Genomic DNA, 20,930 nt, shown 5'->3' on the forward strand with positions numbered 1-20,930 from the left:
AGTAGTCAAGGCACACGCCCGTTGGCGTTGGCGCGCCTGACATTTTTCTCTGCCGGCTCGGCCGGACCTGTACCGATTTGCCTTCTTCACCCTTTGTTTGACGCCCCTTGCCGGCTCACCCTGGCAACCGGAACGTGCGTCTGGCAGCGGGACACTCTCTTGGAAGGCGGTCATTCGAAATCAGTGAATTCAAGAGGTTTGAACCCACATGTTGCTGATGATTGATAACTACGATTCCTTTACCTACAACGTTGTGCAGTACCTGGGCGAACTCGGCGCCGAGGTCAAGGTGGTGCGCAACGACGAACTGACGGTCGCCGAAATCGCCGCCCTGAACCCGGAGCGCATCGTGGTTTCGCCTGGCCCGTGCACGCCGACCGAAGCGGGCATTTCCCTCGAAGCGATCAAATATTTCGCCGGTAAATTGCCGATCCTGGGCGTGTGTCTGGGCCATCAGTCCATCGGCCAGGCGTTTGGGGGTGACGTGGTACGTGCGCGCCAAGTGATGCATGGCAAAACCAGCCCGGTGTTCCATAAAGACCTCGGCGTATTCCACGGCCTCAACCTGCCGGTGACAGTCACTCGCTACCACTCGTTGGTGGTCAAGCGTGAAACCCTGCCCGAGTGCCTGGAGCTGACCGCCTGGACTCAGCTGGAAGACGGCTCGGTCGACGAGATCATGGGCCTGCGTCACAAGACACTGAATATCGAAGGGGTGCAATTTCACCCCGAATCAATCCTGACCGAGCAGGGCTACGAGCTGTTCGCCAACTTTCTCAAGCAGAGCGGCGGCACGCGCTAAGGACTTTCCATGGATATCAAGACTGCCCTGAGCCGTATCGTCGGCCATCTGGACCTGAGCACCGCTGAAATGAGCGATGTGATGCGCGAGATCATGACTGGCCAATGCACTGACGCGCAGATCGGCGCGTTCATGATGGCGATGCGCATGAAGAGCGAGAGCATCGACGAAATCGTCGGCGCCGTGTCAGTGATGCGTGAGCTGGCCGACAAGGTTGAGCTCAAGACCCTCGACGGCGTGGTCGATGTGGTCGGCACCGGAGGCGACGGTGCGAATATTTTCAACGTGTCGACGGCTTCCTCCTTTGTGGTGGCGGCAGCCGGTTGCACCGTGGCCAAGCACGGTAACCGTGCGGTGTCGGGCAAAAGCGGCAGCGCCGACTTGCTGGAGGCGGCTGGTATTTATCTGAACCTGACGCCGGTGCAAGTGGCGCGCTGCATCGACAGCGTGGGCATTGGCTTCATGTTTGCCCAGTCCCACCACGGCGCCATGAAACACGCCGCCGGCCCGCGCAAGGACCTTGGCCTGCGCACCCTGTTCAACATGCTCGGCCCGCTTACGAATCCGGCTGGCGTGAAACATCAGGTGGTCGGTGTGTTCAGCCAGGCGCTGTGCCGGCCGTTGGCCGAAGTGTTGCAGCGTCTGGGCAGCAAGCACGTGCTGGTGGTGCATTCCAAGGATGGCCTGGACGAATTCAGCCTGGCGGCACCGACCTTCGTGGCGGAGCTGAAGAATGACCAGGTCAGCGAATATTGGGTCGAGCCCGAAGACCTCGGCATGAGAAGCCAAAGCTTGCATGGCCTGTCGGTGGAAAGCCCGGCGGCCTCGCTGGAGTTGATCCGTGATGCCTTGGGGCGCCGTAAGACAGAAAACGGCCAGAAAGCCGCAGAAATGATTGTTCTGAATGCTGGCGCGGCACTTTACGCGGCGGACCACGCCTATAGTCTTAAGGAAGGTGTCGCCTTGGCCCACGATGCGTTGCACACCGGTCTGGCTCGCGAAAAGCTCGAAGAACTGGGAGCCTTTACCGCTGTGTTCAAAATGGAGAATGAAGGATGAGTGTCCCGACCGTTCTGGAAAAAATCCTCGCGCGCAAGGCTGAAGAGGTGGCCGAGCGCCGTGCCCGTGTGAGCCTGGCTGAGCTGGAGGGCTTGGCAAAAAGCGCCGACGCGCCGCGTGGTTTTGCCGCTGCGCTGATCAAGCAGGCGAAGGAAAAACAGCCTGCCGTGATTGCCGAGATCAAAAAAGCTTCGCCCAGCAAAGGCGTGATTCGCGAAGTTTTCATTCCTGAAGACATTGCCAAGAGCTATGAGAAGGGCGGCGCAACCTGCCTGTCCGTGTTGACCGATATCGACTTCTTCCAGGGTTCCGACCTGTTCCTGCAACAGGCCCGCGCCGCGTGCAAGTTGCCGGTGATCCGCAAGGACTTCATGGTTGACCCGTACCAGATCGTCGAAGCCCGCGCCTTGGGCGCCGATTGCGTGCTGCTGATCGTCTCCGCGCTGGACGACGTGAAGATGGCCGAGCTGGCGGCCGTGGCCAAAAGCGTAGGCCTGGACGTACTGGTAGAAGTGCACGATGGCGATGAGCTGGAGCGCGCGCTGAAAACCCTCGACACGCCGTTGGTGGGGGTTAATAACCGTAACCTGCACACCTTTGAAGTCAGCCTGGAAAATACCCTCGACCTGTTGCCGCGTATTCCGCGTGATCGGTTGGTGATTACCGAGAGCGGCATCGTCAACCGCGCCGACGTAGAGCTGATGGAAATCAGCGGTGTGTTTTCGTTCCTGGTGGGTGAGACATTTATGCGCGCCGAGAACCCAGGTGCGGAATTGCAGCGTCTGTTCTTCCCGGAGCGTGGCGTGGCGGTGAGTGGTTCCACCCTCGACTGATTTGAAACACTGTCAAAAATGTGGGAGCTGGCTTGTGTGGGAGCTGGCTTGCCTGCGATAGCATCACCTCGGTGTTTCTGGAAGACCGCGGTGCCTTTATCGCAGGCAAGCCAGCTCCCACATTTGGTTTTGTGTTTGTTCAGATGATAGGTGTCCGATGATCGAGCCGGTGTCGATGACAGTTGAAGCAGGGCTTGCCGCCGAGCAAGACTTGCTCGCGGCCGTTTGCGCCGGTGAACAGGCATTCGGGCTACTGTTCTGGCAGCCAAATGACCAGGCTTTGGTGATGCCGCGCCGTTTGAGCCGCTTGCCGGCTTTTGACGCGGCCAGCCAGGTTTCGGCTGCTGCCGGTTGGCCGGTGCTACTGCGCGAGACCGGCGGAGAGCCGGTGCCGCAGTCGGCCGCCACGGTCAATATCGCGCTGGTTTACGCGCCGCCACGCAGCGAAGGTGATCAAGGCCGCATCGAAACCGGTTATCAGCGTTTGTGCCAGCCGATCTGTGATTTGCTGATTGAGTTGGGCGGTGACGCTTCTGTTGGCGAAATCGACGGCGCCTTCTGCGACGGTCGCTATAACGTCAACCTCAACGGCCGCAAGATGGTCGGCACTGCCCAGCGCTGGCGACAAAGTGGCGGCCGCCCAGTAGGTTTGGTGCACGGTGCATTGTTGCTGGATAACGACCGCGATGAGCTGATTGCGGCGGTCAATCGTTTCAATGAGGCCTGCGGCCTCGACCAGCGGGTGCGTGCCGACAGCCATATCGCGTTGCACGAAGCCTTTCCCGCACCGGATGCCATCACCCGACTGGACGTGTTGTACCGTCAGATGCTGGCCGGATTCCTGCCGGCTTAACGCGTACCGAACACCACCATCGTCTTGCCTTTGACGTGTACCAGGTTGCGCTCTTCCAAGTCCTTGAGCACACGACCGACCATTTCCCGTGAACACCCGACAATGCGTCCGATCTCCTGGCGCGTGACTTTGATCTGCATGCCGTCAGGGTGGGTCATGGCGTCGGGCTGTTTGCACAGTTCCAGCAGGCAACGGGCTACGCGGCCGGTGACATCAAAGAACGCCAGGTCACCCACTTTGCGCGTGGTGTCGCGCAAGCGCTGGGCAATCTGACCGCTTAAGGCGTAGAGAATGTCGGGATCATGTTGGGCCAGTTCGCGAAACTTGGCATAGCTGATCTCGGCGACTTCACACTCAACCTTGGCCCTCACCCAGGCACTGCGCTCCTGCTCTTTGCCCGCTTGTTCAAACAGCCCCAGCTCACCGAAGAAATCCCCGGTATTGAGGTACGCGATGATCATCTCGCGGCCGTCTTCATCTTCAATCAGGATGGTGACCGAGCCCTTGATAATGAAGAACAGCGTCTCGGAGCGTTCGCCAGCGCAAATGATGTTGTGCTTGGCCGGGTAACGCCGGCGCTGGCAATGCATCAACAATTTGTCGAGGTTCTTGATCTTGGGTGTGGGAGCAAGAGCAACCATGGTTGTATCCCGAAAAGACTGCACGGTGTGGTTGGAATTATTTTTATCCAGCGGTAATGGCATTGATACACGCTGTACAAAGGATGGCAATGCGCCATTGAATTGGCGCCAGCTTAACAGACACATTCTGCCTCGATTAAGGAATTTAGCGGGCAAACGTTGTCATTGATCGTTTTCATACCGGGCGCTGCGGGTTCAAGACCCTGTGCTAAGCTGGCGACCCTTTTTTAGCAGTGGAGTCTGGGCGATGAAGGCACGCATCCAATGGGCGGGCGAGGCCATGTTCCTCGGTGAGTCGGGCAGTGGCCATGTGGTAGTTATGGACGGCCCGCCGGACGCCGGTGGCCGTAACCTGGGTGTACGCCCGATGGAAATGCTCCTGCTCGGTGTTGGCGGTTGCAGCAATTTCGACGTGGTCAGCATCTTGAAGAAGTCCCGCCAGGCCGTCGAAAGCTGCGAAGCCTTCCTGGAAGCGGAGCGGGCCACTGAAGACCCCAAGGTGTTTACCAAGATCCACATGCATTTCGTGGTCAAGGGCCGGGCGTTGAAGGAAGCTCAGGTCAAGCGTGCCATCGAGCTGTCGGCCGAGAAGTATTGCTCTGCATCGATCATGCTTGGCGCGGCCGGCGTGGCCATCACCCATGATTACGAGATTATCGAGCTGGGTTGATTGCCAGTCGACAATAGAAAAGGGCGCCTGTTGAGGGCGCCCTTTTTTGTGCGGCATTGTTTAAATTCGATAGGTGCTTTTGGTCATGACCTTGGCCAGTACGCTCATGCCAAACCTCACGGGCGCCGGGAAGCGGAAGCCGCCTGCATCCAGTGCGCTTTCTGCGTGGTGTTCTTCATCAATGCGCATCTGTTCAAGAATCGCCCGCGACTTTTCGTCTTCGGCCGGCAGTTGTTCCAGGTGTTCATCCAGGTGTTTGCACACCTGATGCTCGGTCGCAGCCACAAAACCGAGGCTGACCTTGTCGCTGATCAGGCCGGCAGCGGCGCCGATACCGAACGACAAACCATAAAACAGTGGGTTGAGCACGCTGGGATGGCTACCGAGCTGGCGAATGCGCTGCTCGCACCAGGCCAGGTGGTCGATTTCTTCTTCGGCCGCATGTTCCATCGCTGCGCGTACTTGCGGCAGCTTGGCGGTCAGCGCCTGGCCTTGATACAGCGCCTGGGCACAGACTTCACCGGTGTGGTTGATGCGCATCAGGCCGGCGACGTGGCGGGTGTCGGTCTCGCTCATCTGCGCGTCGGGCTGCACGATGGCGGGCGAAGGCCGGTACGGTTGGCCGCTGAAGGGCAGCAGTGTGCGCATGGCCATGTCGGCTTGCAGCAACAGACGGTCAATCGGCGAGTAGTGACGTTGGGTAGTCATGCTGACCTCCGGGAAGAATCTCGGCGGCCAGTTTACCGCAAGAGAAGGCGATGCGTTTGCGCTGTGTCAATTTGCCCCTGTGGCGAGGGAGCTTGCTCCCGCCCGACGGCGTAGCCGTCGCAAACTCCCCGCAACAATCAGCCCGGCGGCCAGTTCATCTGGCGCTGACCCAGCACGTGCATATGGATGTGATAAACAGTCTGCCCGCCATCCTCGTTGCAGTTCATCACCACGCGAAAGCCCTTCTCGCAGCCTTGCTCTACGGCCAGCCGTTGAGCGGTGAACAGAATATGGCCAGCGAGGGCTTTGTCTTCTTCGGTGAGGTCGTTGAGGGTACGGATCGGCTTTTTCGGAATGACCAGAAAATGCACGGGTGCCATTGGGGCAATATCGTGGAAGGCGAGGACTTGGTCATCCTCATAGATGATCTTCGCAGGTATTTCTCTGTTGATGATCTTGGTGAACAGAGTATCCACAGCTGTTTCTCCATTATGAAAGTGCAGAACGAGTGTACCGAGGCCGTCAGCGCGGGCAATAGGCCTTGTTGATGGCGCCGGCAATCTTGCGGGTCAGCCAGCGTGGGCTCAAGCGCGGGCTGAAGGCCAGCCAGCGGTTGCGTCGCCCGGGAATAATGATGGCTTTGTTCTTTTCCAGCGCGCGCACGGTGTAGAGCGCCACTTCTTCCGGGCTCATCAGTTGACCGCTGCGGTCGAGCTTGGCGGTGTCCATGTGTGCAGTACCGAAGAATGGCGTGCGCGTGGGGCCGGGGCACAGCACCGAGACCTTGATACCGCAGGTCTTCAACTCTTCGCGCAAGCCTTCGGAGAAGTGCAGCACATACGCCTTGCTGGCGTAATAGCTGCTCATCCAGGGGCCGGGCTGGAAGGCTGCGACCGAGGCCACGTTGAGAATCTGCCCGCCGCCATGCAGCGCCATGGCGTTGCCAAGGGCGTGGCACATGCGGGTGAGGGCCAGGATGTTGACTTCGATCAGGTCCTGCTCGGTCATCCAGTCCTGGGCGAGGAACGGCCCGCTGGTGCCCATGCCGGCGCAGTTGACCAGCAGGTCGATCTGCCGCTCGCCTTCTTCAAGTTCCAGCAGGAACCCGGACAAACGCAGGGGTTCGCCCAGGTCGCAGGCACGAAACAGCACCTCGACGCCGAAGCGCTGAGTCAATTCAATTGCAATGCTTTCCAACTGATCACGCTGGCGGGCCACCAGAATCAAGCTACGGCCGCGACGGGCCAGTGCTTCGGCCAAAGCCAGGCCGATGCCACTGGAGGCGCCGGTGATCAGAGCGTAACGGGTCATGCCTTTCTCCATCGCAACGCCGCCGAGCCTGTGACAGAGGCATCACAGGCGGCGGGGCGTTTCTTCACTGTTCTGGAGAGTCTACAGGTTCGGCTGCGTCCTCAGCACTTTGCACGCTTTCTTCTTCATCTACGGTGACGCTTTGATCGGTGGCGTCATCGGCGGTGATGGAGCTGCTTTCGTAGCTGCTGTCCATATTGGCTTCGAGTTGGTTCAGGTAGCCGTTCATGCCCAGCGTCACCACAATGGCGAGCATCACCGGAATAAACGCCAGCCACAGGGTCGCCAACACTTTGACTGCCGTGGAGTTGCGCGGCGGCGGTGGGCCATATTGGTTGGCGCCTGCATTGCCCGGCAATACCAGCAGCAAGATTGGGAAGATGCTGTTGACCACTGGCACAAGGTTGAGGAAGTACAGCCAGCCGGACCAGCCCAGGTCGTGCAGGCGTTGCACACCGATTTGCACGCTCACCCACACCAGTGCAACAAACAAGGCCAAGCCCAGCAGCACCCCGAGGATGGTGCCGGCAGTCGGCGAGGCGGTTGCGACGGCGAAGCTCGCGGTACTGATGATGCCACCGGCCACCAACAGCGCCAGGGTCAATACCAGTGTCCAGGCCAGATAACGCAAGCGGCCGATGCGACCGTGGATGGTGAACACTTTAAGGGTTGAGTATTCCTCGGTGTACTCACCCACGGCAGCACGCGGTGGTGCATAGGGCGAAGCCGCAGGGCGCGAGAAGTCTGCAGTGCTGGCGTCGGTTTCGTGGGTTTCGGCCAGGTTGAAGGTTACCGGCTGCTCGGCTTCGATACGGGCATCGACGCCGGCGTTTTTCAGCGTTGTAAGGTAGGTTTCGGCATCAGCACGGGAAAGGTCGCGCTTGAGTGCGACCGGGCGGCCGGTGAAAAGCTTTTCGATGGCTGCCACATCACTTTTGAACAGCTCGGCGAGGTTCAGCTTGGCGGTGGTGCTTTCGACACCCGGGAGCAGGGCTCCGTCAAACACAATCTTGAAACGGCTGTCGCTCATGCGGGCATCCTTGTCACTTGTTCAGGGAGGGGGTTTGCAGGCCTGCACACATGGGCAGGCCTGCTATTGAGTTTAACGGGGCCAGCGCAACTGCGCTGCCTTCTCGTGTGCCTTGCGGTATTCGGCATCCAGGCGGGCAATCAGTTCATCGACGCTGGGCAAATCATCAATCTGGCCGACACCTTGGCCGGCTGACCATACGGTTTTCCAGGCCTTGGCCTCATCGCTTAACGGCTTGAGCTTGGAGCCGAAGTTGACTTCGCCTTTGCCCTGCAGGGCGGCGAGGTCGAAACCGGCGTTTTCCAAACTCTGGCGCATGAAGCTTGCGGGTACGCCGGACACCGCAGGAGTGTGCACGATGTCGGCGGCGCGCGATGTGAGCAGCATCTCTTTATAAGCGTCCGGGGCGTGGCTTTCGGTGGTGCCGATAAAGCGCGTGCCGAAATACGCCAGGTCTGCGCCCAGCAGTTGGGCTGCGAGTATCTCATGCCCATGGTTGAGGCAGCCGGCCAACAGCAGGGTTTTATCAAAGAACTGGCGAATCTCGGCGATCAGCGCGAACGGGCTCCAGGTACCGGCATGGCCACCGGCGCCCGCTGCCACGGCGATCAGGCCGTCAACACCGGCTTCTGCGGCTTTCTCGGCATGCCGGCGGGTGGTGACGTCGTGAAACACCAGGCCACCGTAGCTGTGGACCGCATCCACCAGCTCCTTGACCGCGCCCAGGCTGGTGATGACGATCGGCACCTTGTGCTCGACGCAGATCGCCAGGTCGGCCTCAAGCCTTGGGTTGCTGTTATGCACGATCAGGTTGACGGCATAGGGCGCGGGGTTGTCCAGCTGTGCCAGGCCCGCTTCGATTTCCTCCAGCCAGGCCTTGAAACCGCTGCTTTCGCGCTGGTTAAGTGCCGGGAAACTCCCAACCACGCCATTGCGACAGCACGCCAGCACGAGTTGCGGGTTGGAAATCAGAAACATCGGCGCAGCCACCACGGGTAGGCGCAGACGTTGTTCGAGCGAAGCGGGCAGTGACATTGGAGGTTCCCCGAGTAATTGAAATTAGAACGGTTTGACCACGACCAAAATTACGATAGCCAGCAATATCAGAACCGGCACTTCATTGAACCAGCGATAAAAGACATGGCTGCGGGTATTTTCGCCACGGGCGAAACGTTTTACTTGGGCGCCGCACATATGGTGGTAGCCGATCAGCAGCACCACCAGGGTAAGTTTGGCGTGGATCCAGGCGCCGGATTGAAAAATGGCCGGGTTCAGGTAGATCAGCCAGCCGCCGAATATCAGGGTAGCGATCATTGCCGGACCCATGATGCCGCGGTACAGCTTGCGCTCCATGACGCTGAAGCGTTCTTTGCTGACGGTGTCCTCACTTTGCGCGTGGTAGACGAACAGGCGTGGCAGGTAAAACAGCCCGGCAAACCAGCAGACGATACTGACGATATGGAAGGCTTTGATCCATAGATAGAGCATTTCTAGTTATTCCCAGGTTCACGGTAACTGAAGATAGTAGTGGCTCATGCGCCTGTACGTCACGTTGACGGTTGTCGCAGGACGATACGGCCCCTATTATCGACGGCTTTCCAGTGGGTTCGTTGAGGGCAGGTTTATGGTCAAGGTCGGTATCGTCGGCGGCACGGGTTACACCGGTGTCGAATTGCTGCGTCTGTTGGCTCAGCATCCGCAAGCTGAGGTGGTGGTCATCACTTCCCGATCCGAGGCCGGGTTGGCCGTGGCCGATATGTACCCGAACCTGCGAGGCCACTATGACGGCCTGGCGTTCAGCGTGCCGGACATCAAGACCCTGGGCGCGTGCGATGTGGTGTTCTTCGCCACGCCTCACGGGGTTGCGCATGCACTGGCCGGCGAATTGCTGGCGGCGGGTACCAAGGTCATCGACCTGTCAGCCGACTTCCGCTTGCAGGACGCCGATGAGTGGGCCAAGTGGTACGGCCAGCCACACGGCGCGCCTGAGTTGCTGGAGGAGGCGGTGTACGGTCTGCCGGAAGTCAATCGTGAGCAAATCAAGCAAGCACGCCTGATTGCTGTGCCAGGTTGCTATCCGACCGCAACGCAGCTGGGGTTCCTGCCGTTGCTGGAAGCGGGTCTGGCCGACACTTCGCGCTTGATCGCCGACTGCAAGTCGGGTGTGAGTGGCGCCGGCCGTGGTGCAGCTGTAGGTTCGCTGTACTCCGAGACGTCGGAAAGCATGAAGGCCTACGCGGTTAAAGGGCATCGTCACTTGCCGGAAATTCGCCAGGGGCTGCGCCGCGCGGCCGGTAAAGACGTGGGCCTGACCTTCGTGCCGCACCTGACGCCGATGATTCGTGGCATTCACTCCACGCTCTACGCCACTGTTGTCGACCGTTCGGTAGACCTGCAGGCGCTGTTCGAAAAGCGTTATGCCAATGAACCGTTCGTCGATGTGATGCCGGCCGGCAGCCACCCGGAAACCCGTAGCGTGCGCGGTGCGAACGTATGTCGCATTGCCGTGCACCGTCCACAGGATGGCGATTTGGTGGTGGTGTTGTCGGTAATCGATAACCTGGTCAAGGGCGCGTCGGGCCAGGCGGTGCAGAACCTGAACATCCTCTTCGGCCTGGACGAGAAGCTGGGCCTGTCCCACGCGGGCATGCTGCCTTAAGGCGGTTTAGCGGTTAAGCAAAAGGCCCGTTGATCGGGCCTTTTGTGTTTTTAATGGCGGCAGCGCAGATTGATATACCGTAACAATAGTTGACCGCTTTTCTAGGAGAAGCGGATAATGCCCGCCATTACGCATATGGCGGCGCTACGCCGGGAGATTATCAGCATGAGCGTTGAATCCTTCACCCCCACGGCTTTGCAATTCACCCACGGTGCTGCGCACAAGGTGAAGAGCCTGGTCGATGAAGAGGGTAATGATCGCTTGAAGCTGCGCGTATTCGTTACGGGCGGCGGTTGTTCAGGGTTTCAGTACGGTTTTACCTTCGATGAAGATGTGGCCGACGATGACACCATCGTCGAGCGCGAGGGCGTCAGCCTGGTCGTGGACCCGATGAGCTTCCAATACCTGGCGGGTGCCGAGGTGGATTATCAGGAAGGTCTGGAAGGGTCGCGTTTCGTGATCAAGAACCCTAATGCCACCACGACCTGTGGTTGCGGGTCTTCGTTCTCGATCTGATCAGCAGCCTGATCTTCAGCAAATAAAAAAACGCCGCTTGGCTTTGATAGGCCAAGCGGCGTTTTGCTGCCTGCAGGTTTAGGCTGGGTAGATCGCGCCTAATACCCGAAGCCCACGCGCGCCAGTGACACTTGGGCGGTTGGCGGCGATGCCCTCAAGGCAGCAATGGGCCAGCCAGGCGAAGGCCATGGCTTCAACCCAATCGGGGTCCACGCCGTAAGTGGCGGTGCTGCTGACCTGAGTGGACGGCAACAACGCTGCCAAGCGCTTCATCAGCGTGGCGTTATGCGCGCCGCCGCCACAGACCAGCAGGGTTTCGGTGTCGGTTTGTGCGGATTGCAGGGACTCGACGATGGTCAGCGCGGTCAGTTCAAGCAGGGTCGCTTGCACATTCTCTGCCTGAAACGCTGGCAATCTGGCCAGGTGGTGTTGCAGCCATCCCAGGTTGAATACTTCGCGGCCAGTGCTTTTCGGGCCTTTGGTCAGGAAGAACGGGTCGCTGAGCAGAGCGTTGAGTAGTGCAGGCTCGACCTGGCCACCGGCCGCCCATTGGCCATCGCGATCAAAGTGCTCGCCACGCTGATTGTGGATCCACGCATCCAGCAGCACGTTGCCCGGGCCGCAATCGAAGCCAGCTACGGGCTTGTCGGTCTCGATCAGGCTGAGATTGCTGAAGCCGCCGACATTCAGCACGGCGCGGTTGCCGGCACGTTCGCCGAACAAGGCTTCATGAAAGGCGGGCACCAAGGGGGCGCCTTGACCGCCGGCGGCCACATCGCGGCTGCGGAAATCACTGACGACGTTAATGCTCGTCAGCTCTGTGAGCAGGGCAGGGTTGCCGATTTGAACGGTAAAGCCTCGAGCGGGTTCATGGCGGATCGTCTGGCCGTGGCTGCCGATCGCGCGTATGTCCTGAGGCTTGAGGGCGTGTTGTTCCAGTAAGGCATGGATGCCTTTGGCCGCCAGTGTCACCCAGTGTTGCTGGGCGAGCGCCGAACGGGCGATCTCATCCGGGCCGCTGGCGCACAGGCTTAACAGCTCAGTGCGCAGATCGTCCGGCATGGGGATGTAGTGCGTGCCGATCAAGTTGATCGCCGGGTTCTGTTCGATCAGGGCGATATCCAGGCCATCAAGACTGGTCCCGGACATCACACCTATATAGAGCGGCATACCTTAGCGCTTCGCCGAGGCCAGCAGGGTGGAGCGCTCCTGGTCCATGCGTGCCATCAATGGCTGGCTTTGTTGCAGGAAGCGCGCGCGCTCGGCTTTGGCTATCGGGTCGGCCATTGGCAGCTTTTGGCCCAGTGGGTCGACGTGGACGCCGTTCACCTGGAACTCATAGTGCAAATGCGGGCCGGTGGACAGGCCGGTGGTGCCGATATAGCCGATAACCTGGCCCTGCTTCACGTTGCTGCCGGTCGAAACGCCTTTGGCGAACCCCTGCATGTGGCCATAGAGGGTACGGTAGGTATTGCCGTGCTGGATGATCACGGTATTGCCGTAGCCACCGCGGCGGCCGGCGAGCAACACTTTGCCATCACCGGCGGCCTTGATGGGCGTACCGCGAGGAGCGGCATAGTCGACGCCTTTGTGGGCGCGGATCTTGTTGAGGATCGGGTGCTTGCGGCCCATGGAGAAGCGCGAACTGATGCGGGCAAAGTCCACCGGCGTGCGGATGAAGGCTTTGCGCATGCTGTTGCCATCGGCGGTGTAGTAGCTGGTGTTGCCTTGTTTGTTGGTGTAGCGCACTGCGGTGTAGGTCTTGCCACGGTTGGTAAACCGCGCAGATAGAATCGCACCGGTCCCGACGACTTTGCCGTTGGCGACTTTCTGCTCGTAAATCACGTCAAATTCGTCACCCTGACGGATGTCCTGAGCGAAGTCGATGTCGTAGCCAAACACGCTGGCCATGTCCATGGTCATGCTGTGGGACAAGCCGGCACGCGCAGCCGACTGTGACAGCGAACTGTTGATGACGCCATGCACGTAGGCGGAGCGCGTCACCGGCTTGGTGGTGATGCGGTTGAACGCAAAGCCTTTGGTGCCTTTAGTCAGGGCAATGCTTTCTAGGTCGCTGACAGTGCTATGCAGGCTTTTGAGCTGACCGTCGGCAGCCAATTCGAATTCAAGCTTCTGGCCATGTTTGAGCTGGGTGAATTGTTTGGCTTGTTTATCGCTGGCCAACACCTCATTAACCGTAGCAGCGGGCAGACCAACCTTTTCAAACAGCGTTGAAAGGGTGTCGCCTTTGGCGACGGTCACTTCGCGGTGCAGCGGATTTTTTGGAGTGACTGGCGCAGGCGGCTCCTGAGTCGCTTGCCGGGTGTCTTCCGGGGTGGTTTCTATCTGTGCAAATGGAGATTGTGTCGGTGCGTTTGTGGCTTGTTGTGCGTCGGAAGCGTCTTGATCTTGTGTCAGTTGTTCAACTGGACTTTCCAAGTCAAGGCTCAGGGATGTTCGTTTGGCTTCTACGTCACTGGAAGGGAATACCAGGAGTGCCAGGCTGAGAAGGGCGGCGATACCACTTGCGGCGAGCAGGTGGGTCTTCGGGTAAAGCGGCGGCGCTTTAGACGGTTCTGTGGTCATAGGTAATTTTGACTTTGAAGATGAAATGGAAAAGATGAATGACATGATGAAGATGAAATAACTGTATAAAATATAACCAAATCATCTGTGGCGCAAGCTCGCGAACGCTGGGCTTGCTGAACGGTGTCCGTGCGCGGGACAAAACTTGTAATTAGTCCCTGATCTTGTATGGTTGGTTCCCTTTTGAATCTGAGCCTTGCGGGTCTGTTATGAAGTCGGTTGAAGAGCAGCTAGCGCTGATAAAACGTGGTGCGGAAGAACTGTTGGTCGAGGCCGAGCTGATCGAAAAGCTCAAGCGTGGCCAACCCCTGCGTATTAAGGCTGGCTTCGATCCGACCGCGCCGGATCTGCACCTGGGTCATACCGTGCTTATTAATAAGCTGCGCCAGTTCCAGGAGCTGGGGCATCAAGTCATCTTCCTTATAGGTGACTTCACCGGGATGATCGGTGATCCGAGCGGCAAAAGCGCAACGCGTCCGCCGCTGACCCGTGAGCAGGTTCTCGATAATGCCGAGACCTACAAGACTCAAGTGTTCAAGATTCTTGATCCGGCCAAGACCGAGGTGGCGTTCAACTCCACCTGGATGGATCAGATGGGGCCGGCCGACTTCATTCGCCTGACTTCCCAATACACCGTGGCACGCATGCTTGAGCGTGATGACTTCGATAAGCGTTATTCCACCAATCAGCCGATCGCGATTCACGAGTTCCTCTACCCGCTGGTGCAGGGCTATGACTCGGTGGCATTGCGCGCGGACGTCGAGCTGGGCGGCACTGACCAGAAGTTCAACCTGCTGATGGGGCGCGAGCTGCAGCGTGCGTATGGGCAAGAAGCTCAGTGCATTCTGACCATGCCGTTGCTGGAAGGGTTGGATGGCGTCAAGAAGATGTCCAAGTCCCTGGGTAACTACGTCGGTATCCAGGAGGCGCCGGGTGTGATGTACGGCAAGCTTGTGTCGATTCCTGATGCGCTGATGTGGCGTTATTTCGAGCTGTTGAGCTTCCGCTCGATGGATGAGATCAATGCGTTGCGCGCTGAAGTCGAGGCGGGTGCGAACCCTCGTGACGTGAAGATCAAGTTGGCGGAAGAAATCGTCGCGCGCTTCCATGGTGAAGAGGCTGCGGCCAGTGCTCACCGCGCGGCCGGTAACCGCATGAAGGATGGCGAGCTGCCGGATGATCTGCCAGAGATCGAATTGGCTGCGTCTGAGGCGATGCCGATTGCTGCTGTACTTAATAAGGCGGGCCTGGTTAAGAACTCCGCGGTCGCGCGCGACCTGTTGAGTTCCGGTGGTGTGCGTATAGATGGTGAGGTTGTCGATCGCACCTTTATCTACGAGCTGGGCGCTACCCACGTTTGTCAGGCTGGAAAGAAGGCATTTGCGCGTATTACGCTCAAAGCCGAATAAAACTGAAATGAGGGATTGACGGCGTTTTATATCTGTCTATAATTCGCCCCACTTCCGGCGCAGTCGAAACGGAAAACTCCTTGTTAAACAACGAGTTACGAAGTTTTCGGCAGCAAGTTGCTTCAGTTCATCGAAGCCAAAAGGAAGTTGAAAAAGAGGTGTTGACAGCAGCGTGTAACGCTGTAGAATTCGCCTCCCGCTAACGAGAGATCGTAAGCGCAAGTGGTTGAAGTTGTTGAAGAATTCTTCGAAAGCTTCTGAAAATAATCACTTGACAGCAAGTGAGGCTGCTGTAGAATGCGCGCCTCGGTTGAGACGAAAGATCTTAACCAACCGCTCTTTAACAACTGAATCAAGCAATTCGTGTGGGTGCTTGTGGAGTCAGACTGATAGTCAACAAGATTATCAGCATCACAAGTTACTCCGCGAGAAATCAAAGATGTAACCAACGATTGCTGAGCCAAGTTTAGGGTTTCTTAAAAACCCAAAGATGTTTGAACTGAAGAGTTTGATCATGGCTCAGATTGAACGCTGGCGGCAGGCCTAACACATGCAAGTCGAGCGGTAGAGAGGAGCTTGCTCCTCTTGAGAGCGGCGGACGGGTGAGTAATGCCTAGGAATCTGCCTGGTAGTGGGGGATAACGTTCGGAAACGGACGCTAATACCGCATACGTCCTACGGGAGAAAGCAGGGGACCTTCGGGCCTTGCGCTATCAGATGAGCCTAGGTCGGATTAGCTAGTTGGTGAGGTAATGGCTCACCAAGGCGACGATCCGTAACTGGTCTGAGAGGATGATCAGTCACACTGGAACTGAGACACGGTCCAGACTCCTACGGGAGGCAGCAGTGGGGAATATTGGACAATGGGCGAAAGCCTGATCCAGCCATGCCGCGTGTGTGAAGAAGGTCTTCGGATTGTAAAGCACTTTAAGTTGGGAGGAAGGGCAGTAAATTAATACTTTGCTGTTTTGACGTTACCGACAGAATAAGCACCGGCTAACTCTGTGCCAGCAGCCGCGGTAATACAGAGGGTGCAAGCGTTAATCGGAATTACTGGGCGTAAAGCGCGCGTAGGTGGTTTGTTAAGTTGGATGTGAAATCCCCGGGCTCAACCTGGGAACTGCATTCAAAACTGACTGACTAGAGTATGGTAGAGGGTGGTGGAATTTCCTGTGTAGCGGTGAAATGCGTAGATATAGGAAGGAACACCAGTGGCGAAGGCGACCACCTGGACTAATACTGACACTGAGGTGCGAAAGCGTGGGGAGCAAACAGGATTAGATACCCTGGTAGTCCACGCCGTAAACGATGTCAACTAGCCGTTGGAAGCCTTGAGCTTTTAGTGGCGCAGCTAACGCATTAAGTTGACCGCCTGGGGAGTACGGCCGCAAGGTTAAAACTCAAATGAATTGACGGGGGCCCGCACAAGCGGTGGAGCATGTGGTTTAATTCGAAGCAACGCGAAGAACCTTACCAGGCCTTGACATCCAATGAACTTTCTAGAGATAGATTGGTGCCTTCGGGAACATTGAGACAGGTGCTGCATGGCTGTCGTCAGCTCGTGTCGTGAGATGTTGGGTTAAGTCCCGTAACGAGCGCAACCCTTGTCCTTAGTTACCAGCACGTCATGGTGGGCACTCTAAGGAGACTGCCGGTGACAAACCGGAGGAAGGTGGGGATGACGTCAAGTCATCATGGCCCTTACGGCCTGGGCTACACACGTGCTACAATGGTCGGTACAGAGGGTTGCCAAGCCGCGAGGTGGAGCTAATCCCACAAAACCGATCGTAGTCCGGATCGCAGTCTGCAACTCGACTGCGTGAAGTCGGAATCGCTAGTAATCGCGAATCAGAATGTCGCGGTGAATACGTTCCCGGGCCTTGTACACACCGCCCGTCACACCATGGGAGTGGGTTGCACCAGAAGTAGCTAGTCTAACCTTCGGGAGGACGGTTACCACGGTGTGATTCATGACTGGGGTGAAGTCGTAACAAGGTAGCCGTAGGGGAACCTGCGGCTGGATCACCTCCTTAATCGACGACATCAGCTGCTCCATAAGTTCCCACACGAATTGCTTGATTCATTGAAGAAGACGATAAGAAGCAGCCCGAAATTGGGTCTGTAGCTCAGTTGGTTAGAGCGCACCCCTGATAAGGGTGAGGTCGGCAGTTCGAATCTGCCCAGACCCACCAATTTTGTGTGGGAAACGCCTGTAGAAATACGGGGCCATAGCTCAGCTGGGAGAGCGCCTGCCTTGCACGCAGGAGGTCAACGGTTCGATCCCGTTTGGCTCCACCACTACTGCTTCTACGTTAAGAAAGCTTAGAAATGAGCATTCCATCAGGTTGATGATGAATGTTGATTTCTAGTCTTTGATTAGATCGTTCTTTAAAAATTTGGGTATGTGATAGAAAGATAGACTGAACGTTACTTTCACTGGTAACGGATCAGGCTAAGGTAAAATTTGTGAGTTCTCTTAGTTGAGAAATTCGAATTTTCGGCGAATGTTGTCTTCACAGTATAACCAGATTGCTTGGGGTTATATGGTCAAGTGAAGAAGCGCATACGGTGGATGCCTTGGCAGTCAGAGGCGATGAAAGACGTGGTAGCCTGCGAAAAGCTTCGGGGAGTCGGCAAACAGACTTTGATCCGGAGATGTCTGAATGGGGGAACCCAGCCATCATAAGATGGTTATCTTACGCTGAATACATAGGCGTAAGAGGCGAACCAGGGGAACTGAAACATCTAAGTACCCTGAGGAAAAGAAATCAACCGAGATTCCCTTAGTAGTGGCGAGCGAACGGGGACTAGCCCTTAAGTGGCTTTGAGATTAGCGGAACGCTCTGGAAAGTGCGGCCATAGTGGGTGATAGCCCTGTACGCGAAAATCTCTTAGTCATGAAATCGAGTAGGACGGAGCACGAGAAACTTTGTCTGAATATGGGGGGACCATCCTCCAAGGCTAAATACTACTGACTGACCGATAGTGAACTAGTACCGTGAGGGAAAGGCGAAAAGAACCCCGGAGAGGGGAGTGAAATAGATCCTGAAACCGTATGCGTACAAGCAGTGGGAGCCCACTTTGTTGGGTGACTGCGTACCTTTTGTATAATGGGTCAGCGACTTATTTTCAGTGGCGAGCTTAACCGAATAGGGGAGGCGTAGCGAAAGCGAGTCTTAATAGGGCGTCTAGTCGCTGGGAATAGACCCGAAACCGGGCGATCTATCCATGGGCAGGTTGAAGGTTGGGTAACACTAACTGGAGGACCGAACCGACTACCGTTGAAAAGTTAGCGGATGACCTGTGGATCGGAGTGAAAGGCTAATCAAGCTCGGAGATAGCTGGTTCTCCTCGAAAGCTATTTAGGTAGCGCCTCATGTATCACTGTAGGGGGTAGAGCACTGTTTCGGCTAGGGGGTCATCCCGACTTACCAAACCGATGCAAACTCCGAATACCTACAAGTGCCGAGCATGGGAGACACACGGCGGGTGCTAACGTCCGTCGTGAAAAGGGAAACAACCCAGACCGTCAGCTAAGGTCCCAAAGTTATGGTTAAGTGGGAAACGATGTGGGAAGGCTTAGACAGCTAGGAGGTTGGCTTAGAAGCAGCCACCCTTTAAAGAAAGCGTAATAGCTCACTAGTCGAGTCGGCCTGCGCGGAAGATGTAACGGGGCTCAAACCATACACCGAAGCTACGGGTATCACGTAAGTGATGCGGTAGAGGAGCGTTCTGTAAGCCTGTGAAGGTGAGTTGAGAAGCTTGCTGGAGGTATCAGAAGTGCGAATGCTGACATGAGTAACGACAATGGGTGTGAAAAACACCCACGCCGAAAGACCAAGGTTTCCTGCGCAACGTTAATCGACGCAGGGTTAGTCGGTCCCTAAGGCGAGGCTGAAAAGCGTAGTCGATGGAAAACAGGTTAATATTCCTGTACTTCTGGTTATTGCGATGGAGGGACGGAGAAGGCTAGGCCAGCTTGGCGTTGGTTGTCCAAGTTTAAGGTGGTAGGCTGGAATCTTAGGTAAATCCGGGATTCTAAGGCCGAGAGCTGATGACGAGTTAACTTTTAGTTAACGAAGTGGTTGATGCCATGCTTCCAAGAAAAGCTTCTAAGCTTCAGGTAACCAGGAACCGTACCCCAAACCGACACAGGTGGTTGGGTAGAGAATACCAAGGCGCTTGAGAGAACTCGGGTGAAGGAACTAGGCAAAATGGCACCGTAACTTCGGGAGAAGGTGCGCCGGTGAGGGTGAAGGACTTGCTCCGTAAGCTCATGCCGGTCGAAGATACCAGGCCGCTGCGACTGTTTATTAAAAACACAGCACTCTGCAAACACGAAAGTGGACGTATAGGGTGTGACGCCTGCCCGGTGCCGGAAGGTTAATTGATGGGGTTAGCTAACGCGAAGCTCTTGATCGAAGCCCCGGTAAACGGCGGCCGTAACTATAACGGTCCTAAGGTAGCGAAATTCCTTGTCGGGTAAGTTCCGACCTGCACGAATGGCGTAACGATGGCGGCGCTGTCTCCACCCGAGACTCAGTGAAATTGAAATCGCTGTGAAGATGCAGTGTATCCGCGGCTAGACGGAAAGACCCCGTGAACCTTTACTATAGCTTTGCACTGGACTTTGAATTTGCTTGTGTAGGATAGGTGGGAGGCTTTGAAGCGTGGACGCCAGTCTGCGTGGAGCCAACCTTGAAATACCACCCTGGCAACTTTGAGGTTCTAACTCAGGTCCGTTATCCGGATCGAGGACAGTGTATGGTGGGTAGTTTGACTGGGGCGGTCTCCTCCTAAAGAGTAACGGAGGAGTACGAAGGTGCGCTCAGACCGGTCGGAAATCGGTCGTAGAGTATAAAGGCAAAAGCGCGCTTGACTGCGAGACAGACACGTCGAGCAGGTACGAAAGTAGGTCTTAGTGATCCGGTGGTTCTGTATGGAAGGGCCATCGCTCAACGGATAAAAGGTACTCCGGGGATAACAGGCTGATACCGCCCAAGAGTTCATATCGACGGCGGTGTTTGGCACCTCGATGTCGGCTCATCACATCCTGGGGCTGAAGCCGGTCCCAAGGGTATGGCTGTTCGCCATTTAAAGTGGTACGCGAGCTGGGTTTAGAACGTCGTGAGACAGTTCGGTCCCTATCTGCCGTGGACGTTTGAGATTTGAGAGGGGCTGCTCCTAGTACGAGAGGACCGGAGTGGACGAACCTCTGGTGTTCCGGTTGTCACGCCAGTGGCATTGCCGGGTAGCTATGTTCGGAATAGATAACCGCTGAAAGCATCTAAGCGGGAAACTAGCCTCAAGATGAGATCTCACTGGAACCTTGAGTTCCCTGAAGGGCCGTCGAAGACTACGACGTTGATAGGTTGGGTGTGTAAGCGCTGTGAGGCGTTGAGCTAACCAATACTAATTGCCCGTGAGGCTTGACCATATAACACCCAAGCAATTTGAGTCGAAAGGCCAGATTGCGGTGTGTGAAGACGCAATGAACCGAAAGTTCGACGCTCACAAAACACCGAAAGCTGTCACATACCCAATTTGCTGAAGCGAAGCCATATGGCTACGACTCAGTACCCGAATTTCTTGACGACCATAGAGCATTGGAACCACCTGATCCCATCCCGAACTCAGTAGTGAAACGATGCATCGCCGATGGTAGTGTGGGGTTTCCCCATGTGAGAGTAGGTCATCGTCAAGATTAAATTCCAAAACCCCTGATTGCTAACGCAATCAGGGGTTTTGTTTTTGGCGCTCGTTTAGGCGTAAATCTCGCTCACGAGTGGCGTTAATCACAACGCGTCCAGGCTGAGATGCCACGTAAGCCTGCTTTGCAGCCGCCTCCAGTGC

17 protein-coding genes, 2 tRNA genes and 3 rRNA genes are annotated in these 20,930 nt (G+C 56.8%); 13 read left to right on the forward strand and 9 right to left on the reverse strand.

The features are described 5' to 3' along the window. The first annotated feature begins 208 nt into the window (after window positions 1-208). The 4 genes from AB4P96_RS04815 (at window position 209) to AB4P96_RS04830 (ending at window position 3,547) form a co-directional block, all read left to right on the forward strand. Window positions 209-802 carry an aminodeoxychorismate/anthranilate synthase component II gene (locus AB4P96_RS04815; RefSeq protein ID WP_017138081.1) on the forward strand — a complete coding sequence of 198 codons (594 nt, stop codon included), beginning with the start codon at window positions 209-211 and terminating at the stop codon, window positions 800-802. Window positions 803-811: 9 nt separating this feature from the next. Beyond that, window positions 812-1,861, forward strand: coding sequence for an anthranilate phosphoribosyltransferase (gene trpD, locus AB4P96_RS04820; RefSeq protein WP_017138082.1), 1,050 nt, complete (start codon window positions 812-814; stop codon window positions 1,859-1,861). Beyond that, window positions 1,858-2,694, forward strand: a complete 837-nt coding sequence (trpC, locus tag AB4P96_RS04825; RefSeq protein ID WP_017138083.1) for an indole-3-glycerol phosphate synthase TrpC — start codon at window positions 1,858-1,860, stop codon at window positions 2,692-2,694. The genes trpD and trpC overlap by 4 nt, the downstream gene beginning before the upstream one ends. A gap of 157 nt (window positions 2,695-2,851) precedes the next feature. Beyond that, window positions 2,852-3,547, forward strand: a complete 696-nt coding sequence (locus AB4P96_RS04830; RefSeq protein ID WP_017138084.1) for a lipoate--protein ligase family protein — start codon at window positions 2,852-2,854, stop codon at window positions 3,545-3,547. Here the strand turns inward: AB4P96_RS04830 and crp are convergent. Next, window positions 3,544-4,188 carry a cAMP-activated global transcriptional regulator CRP gene (gene crp / locus AB4P96_RS04835; protein WP_017138085.1) on the reverse strand — a complete coding sequence of 215 codons (645 nt, stop codon included), beginning with the start codon at window positions 4,186-4,188 and terminating at the stop codon, window positions 3,544-3,546. The two genes, AB4P96_RS04830 and crp, sit on opposite strands and share 4 nt — an antisense overlap. 247 nt (window positions 4,189-4,435) lie before the next feature. Between crp and AB4P96_RS04840 the strand changes: the two genes are divergently transcribed. Next, window positions 4,436-4,858: an OsmC family protein gene (locus AB4P96_RS04840; RefSeq protein WP_017138086.1), complete on the forward strand. Its 423-nt coding sequence runs from the start codon at window positions 4,436-4,438 to the stop codon at window positions 4,856-4,858. Between the two features lie 60 nt (window positions 4,859-4,918). Here AB4P96_RS04840 and coq7 read toward each other — a convergent pair whose 3' ends face one another. From coq7 to hemJ, 6 genes are all read right to left on the reverse strand, one after another. After that, entirely contained in the window at window positions 4,919-5,566 is a 648-nt protein-coding gene (coq7, locus tag AB4P96_RS04845; RefSeq protein WP_017138087.1) for a 2-polyprenyl-3-methyl-6-methoxy-1,4-benzoquinone monooxygenase, read from the reverse strand. Window positions 5,567-5,703: 137 nt separating this feature from the next. Beyond that, window positions 5,704-6,042, reverse strand: a complete 339-nt coding sequence (locus AB4P96_RS04850; protein WP_003210943.1) for a histidine triad nucleotide-binding protein — start codon at window positions 6,040-6,042, stop codon at window positions 5,704-5,706. Window positions 6,043-6,088: 46 nt separating this feature from the next. Then, window positions 6,089-6,877, reverse strand: coding sequence for an SDR family oxidoreductase (locus AB4P96_RS04855; RefSeq protein WP_177034658.1), 789 nt, complete (start codon window positions 6,875-6,877; stop codon window positions 6,089-6,091). Between the two features lie 64 nt (window positions 6,878-6,941). Then, window positions 6,942-7,907, reverse strand: coding sequence for a DUF805 domain-containing protein (locus AB4P96_RS04860; RefSeq protein WP_177034657.1), 966 nt, complete (start codon window positions 7,905-7,907; stop codon window positions 6,942-6,944). A gap of 72 nt (window positions 7,908-7,979) precedes the next feature. Beyond that, window positions 7,980-8,942, reverse strand: a complete 963-nt coding sequence (locus AB4P96_RS04865) for a nitronate monooxygenase family protein (protein WP_017138090.1) — start codon at window positions 8,940-8,942, stop codon at window positions 7,980-7,982. 24 nt (window positions 8,943-8,966) lie between these two features. After that, entirely contained in the window at window positions 8,967-9,395 is a 429-nt protein-coding gene (hemJ, locus tag AB4P96_RS04870) for a protoporphyrinogen oxidase HemJ (protein WP_017138091.1), read from the reverse strand. 136 nt (window positions 9,396-9,531) lie between these two features. Here hemJ and argC point away from each other — a divergent pair, with 136 nt between their 5' ends. Further along, window positions 9,532-10,566, forward strand: a complete 1,035-nt coding sequence (gene argC, locus AB4P96_RS04875) for an N-acetyl-gamma-glutamyl-phosphate reductase (protein WP_017138092.1) — start codon at window positions 9,532-9,534, stop codon at window positions 10,564-10,566. 165 nt (window positions 10,567-10,731) lie between these two features. Then, window positions 10,732-11,082 carry an iron-sulfur cluster insertion protein ErpA gene (gene erpA / locus AB4P96_RS04880; RefSeq protein WP_003176443.1) on the forward strand — a complete coding sequence of 117 codons (351 nt, stop codon included), beginning with the start codon at window positions 10,732-10,734 and terminating at the stop codon, window positions 11,080-11,082. A 78-nt stretch (window positions 11,083-11,160) separates the two neighbouring features. Here erpA and AB4P96_RS04885 read toward each other — a convergent pair whose 3' ends face one another. Then, complete coding sequence (locus AB4P96_RS04885; RefSeq protein WP_395600553.1) at window positions 11,161-12,252, reverse strand: anhydro-N-acetylmuramic acid kinase; 1,092 nt, start codon at window positions 12,250-12,252, stop codon at window positions 11,161-11,163. A gap of 3 nt (window positions 12,253-12,255) precedes the next feature. Further along, a complete protein-coding gene (locus AB4P96_RS04890) occupies window positions 12,256-13,668 on the reverse strand; it encodes a peptidoglycan DD-metalloendopeptidase family protein (RefSeq protein ID WP_170040776.1) in 1,413 nt (470 codons plus the stop codon). Between the two features lie 209 nt (window positions 13,669-13,877). Between AB4P96_RS04890 and tyrS the strand changes: the two genes are divergently transcribed. The 6 genes from tyrS to rrf all read left to right on the forward strand — a co-directional run bounded on the left by tyrS (window position 13,878) and on the right by rrf (window position 20,781). Beyond that, window positions 13,878-15,077 carry a tyrosine--tRNA ligase gene (gene tyrS / locus AB4P96_RS04895; RefSeq protein ID WP_395600554.1) on the forward strand — a complete coding sequence of 400 codons (1,200 nt, stop codon included), beginning with the start codon at window positions 13,878-13,880 and terminating at the stop codon, window positions 15,075-15,077. A 496-nt stretch (window positions 15,078-15,573) separates the two neighbouring features. Then, a 16S ribosomal RNA gene (locus AB4P96_RS04900) occupies window positions 15,574-17,110 on the forward strand. Window positions 17,111-17,192: 82 nt separating this feature from the next. Beyond that, a tRNA-Ile gene (locus AB4P96_RS04905) sits at window positions 17,193-17,269 on the forward strand. 30 nt (window positions 17,270-17,299) lie between these two features. Further along, window positions 17,300-17,375 (forward strand) — tRNA-Ala (locus AB4P96_RS04910). A 247-nt stretch (window positions 17,376-17,622) separates the two neighbouring features. Next, a 23S ribosomal RNA gene (locus AB4P96_RS04915) occupies window positions 17,623-20,514 on the forward strand. 151 nt (window positions 20,515-20,665) lie between these two features. Then, window positions 20,666-20,781 (forward strand): 5S ribosomal RNA (rrf, locus tag AB4P96_RS04920). Together the 16S, 23S and 5S rRNA genes with 2 tRNA genes alongside form the textbook arrangement of a ribosomal RNA operon. Window positions 20,782-20,930: the final 149 nt, after the last annotated feature.

Origin of the sequence: Pseudomonas sp. B19125 (assembly GCF_044218855.1) — a bacterium.
GTDB lineage: Bacteria > Pseudomonadota > Gammaproteobacteria > Pseudomonadales > Pseudomonadaceae > Aquipseudomonas > Aquipseudomonas edaphica.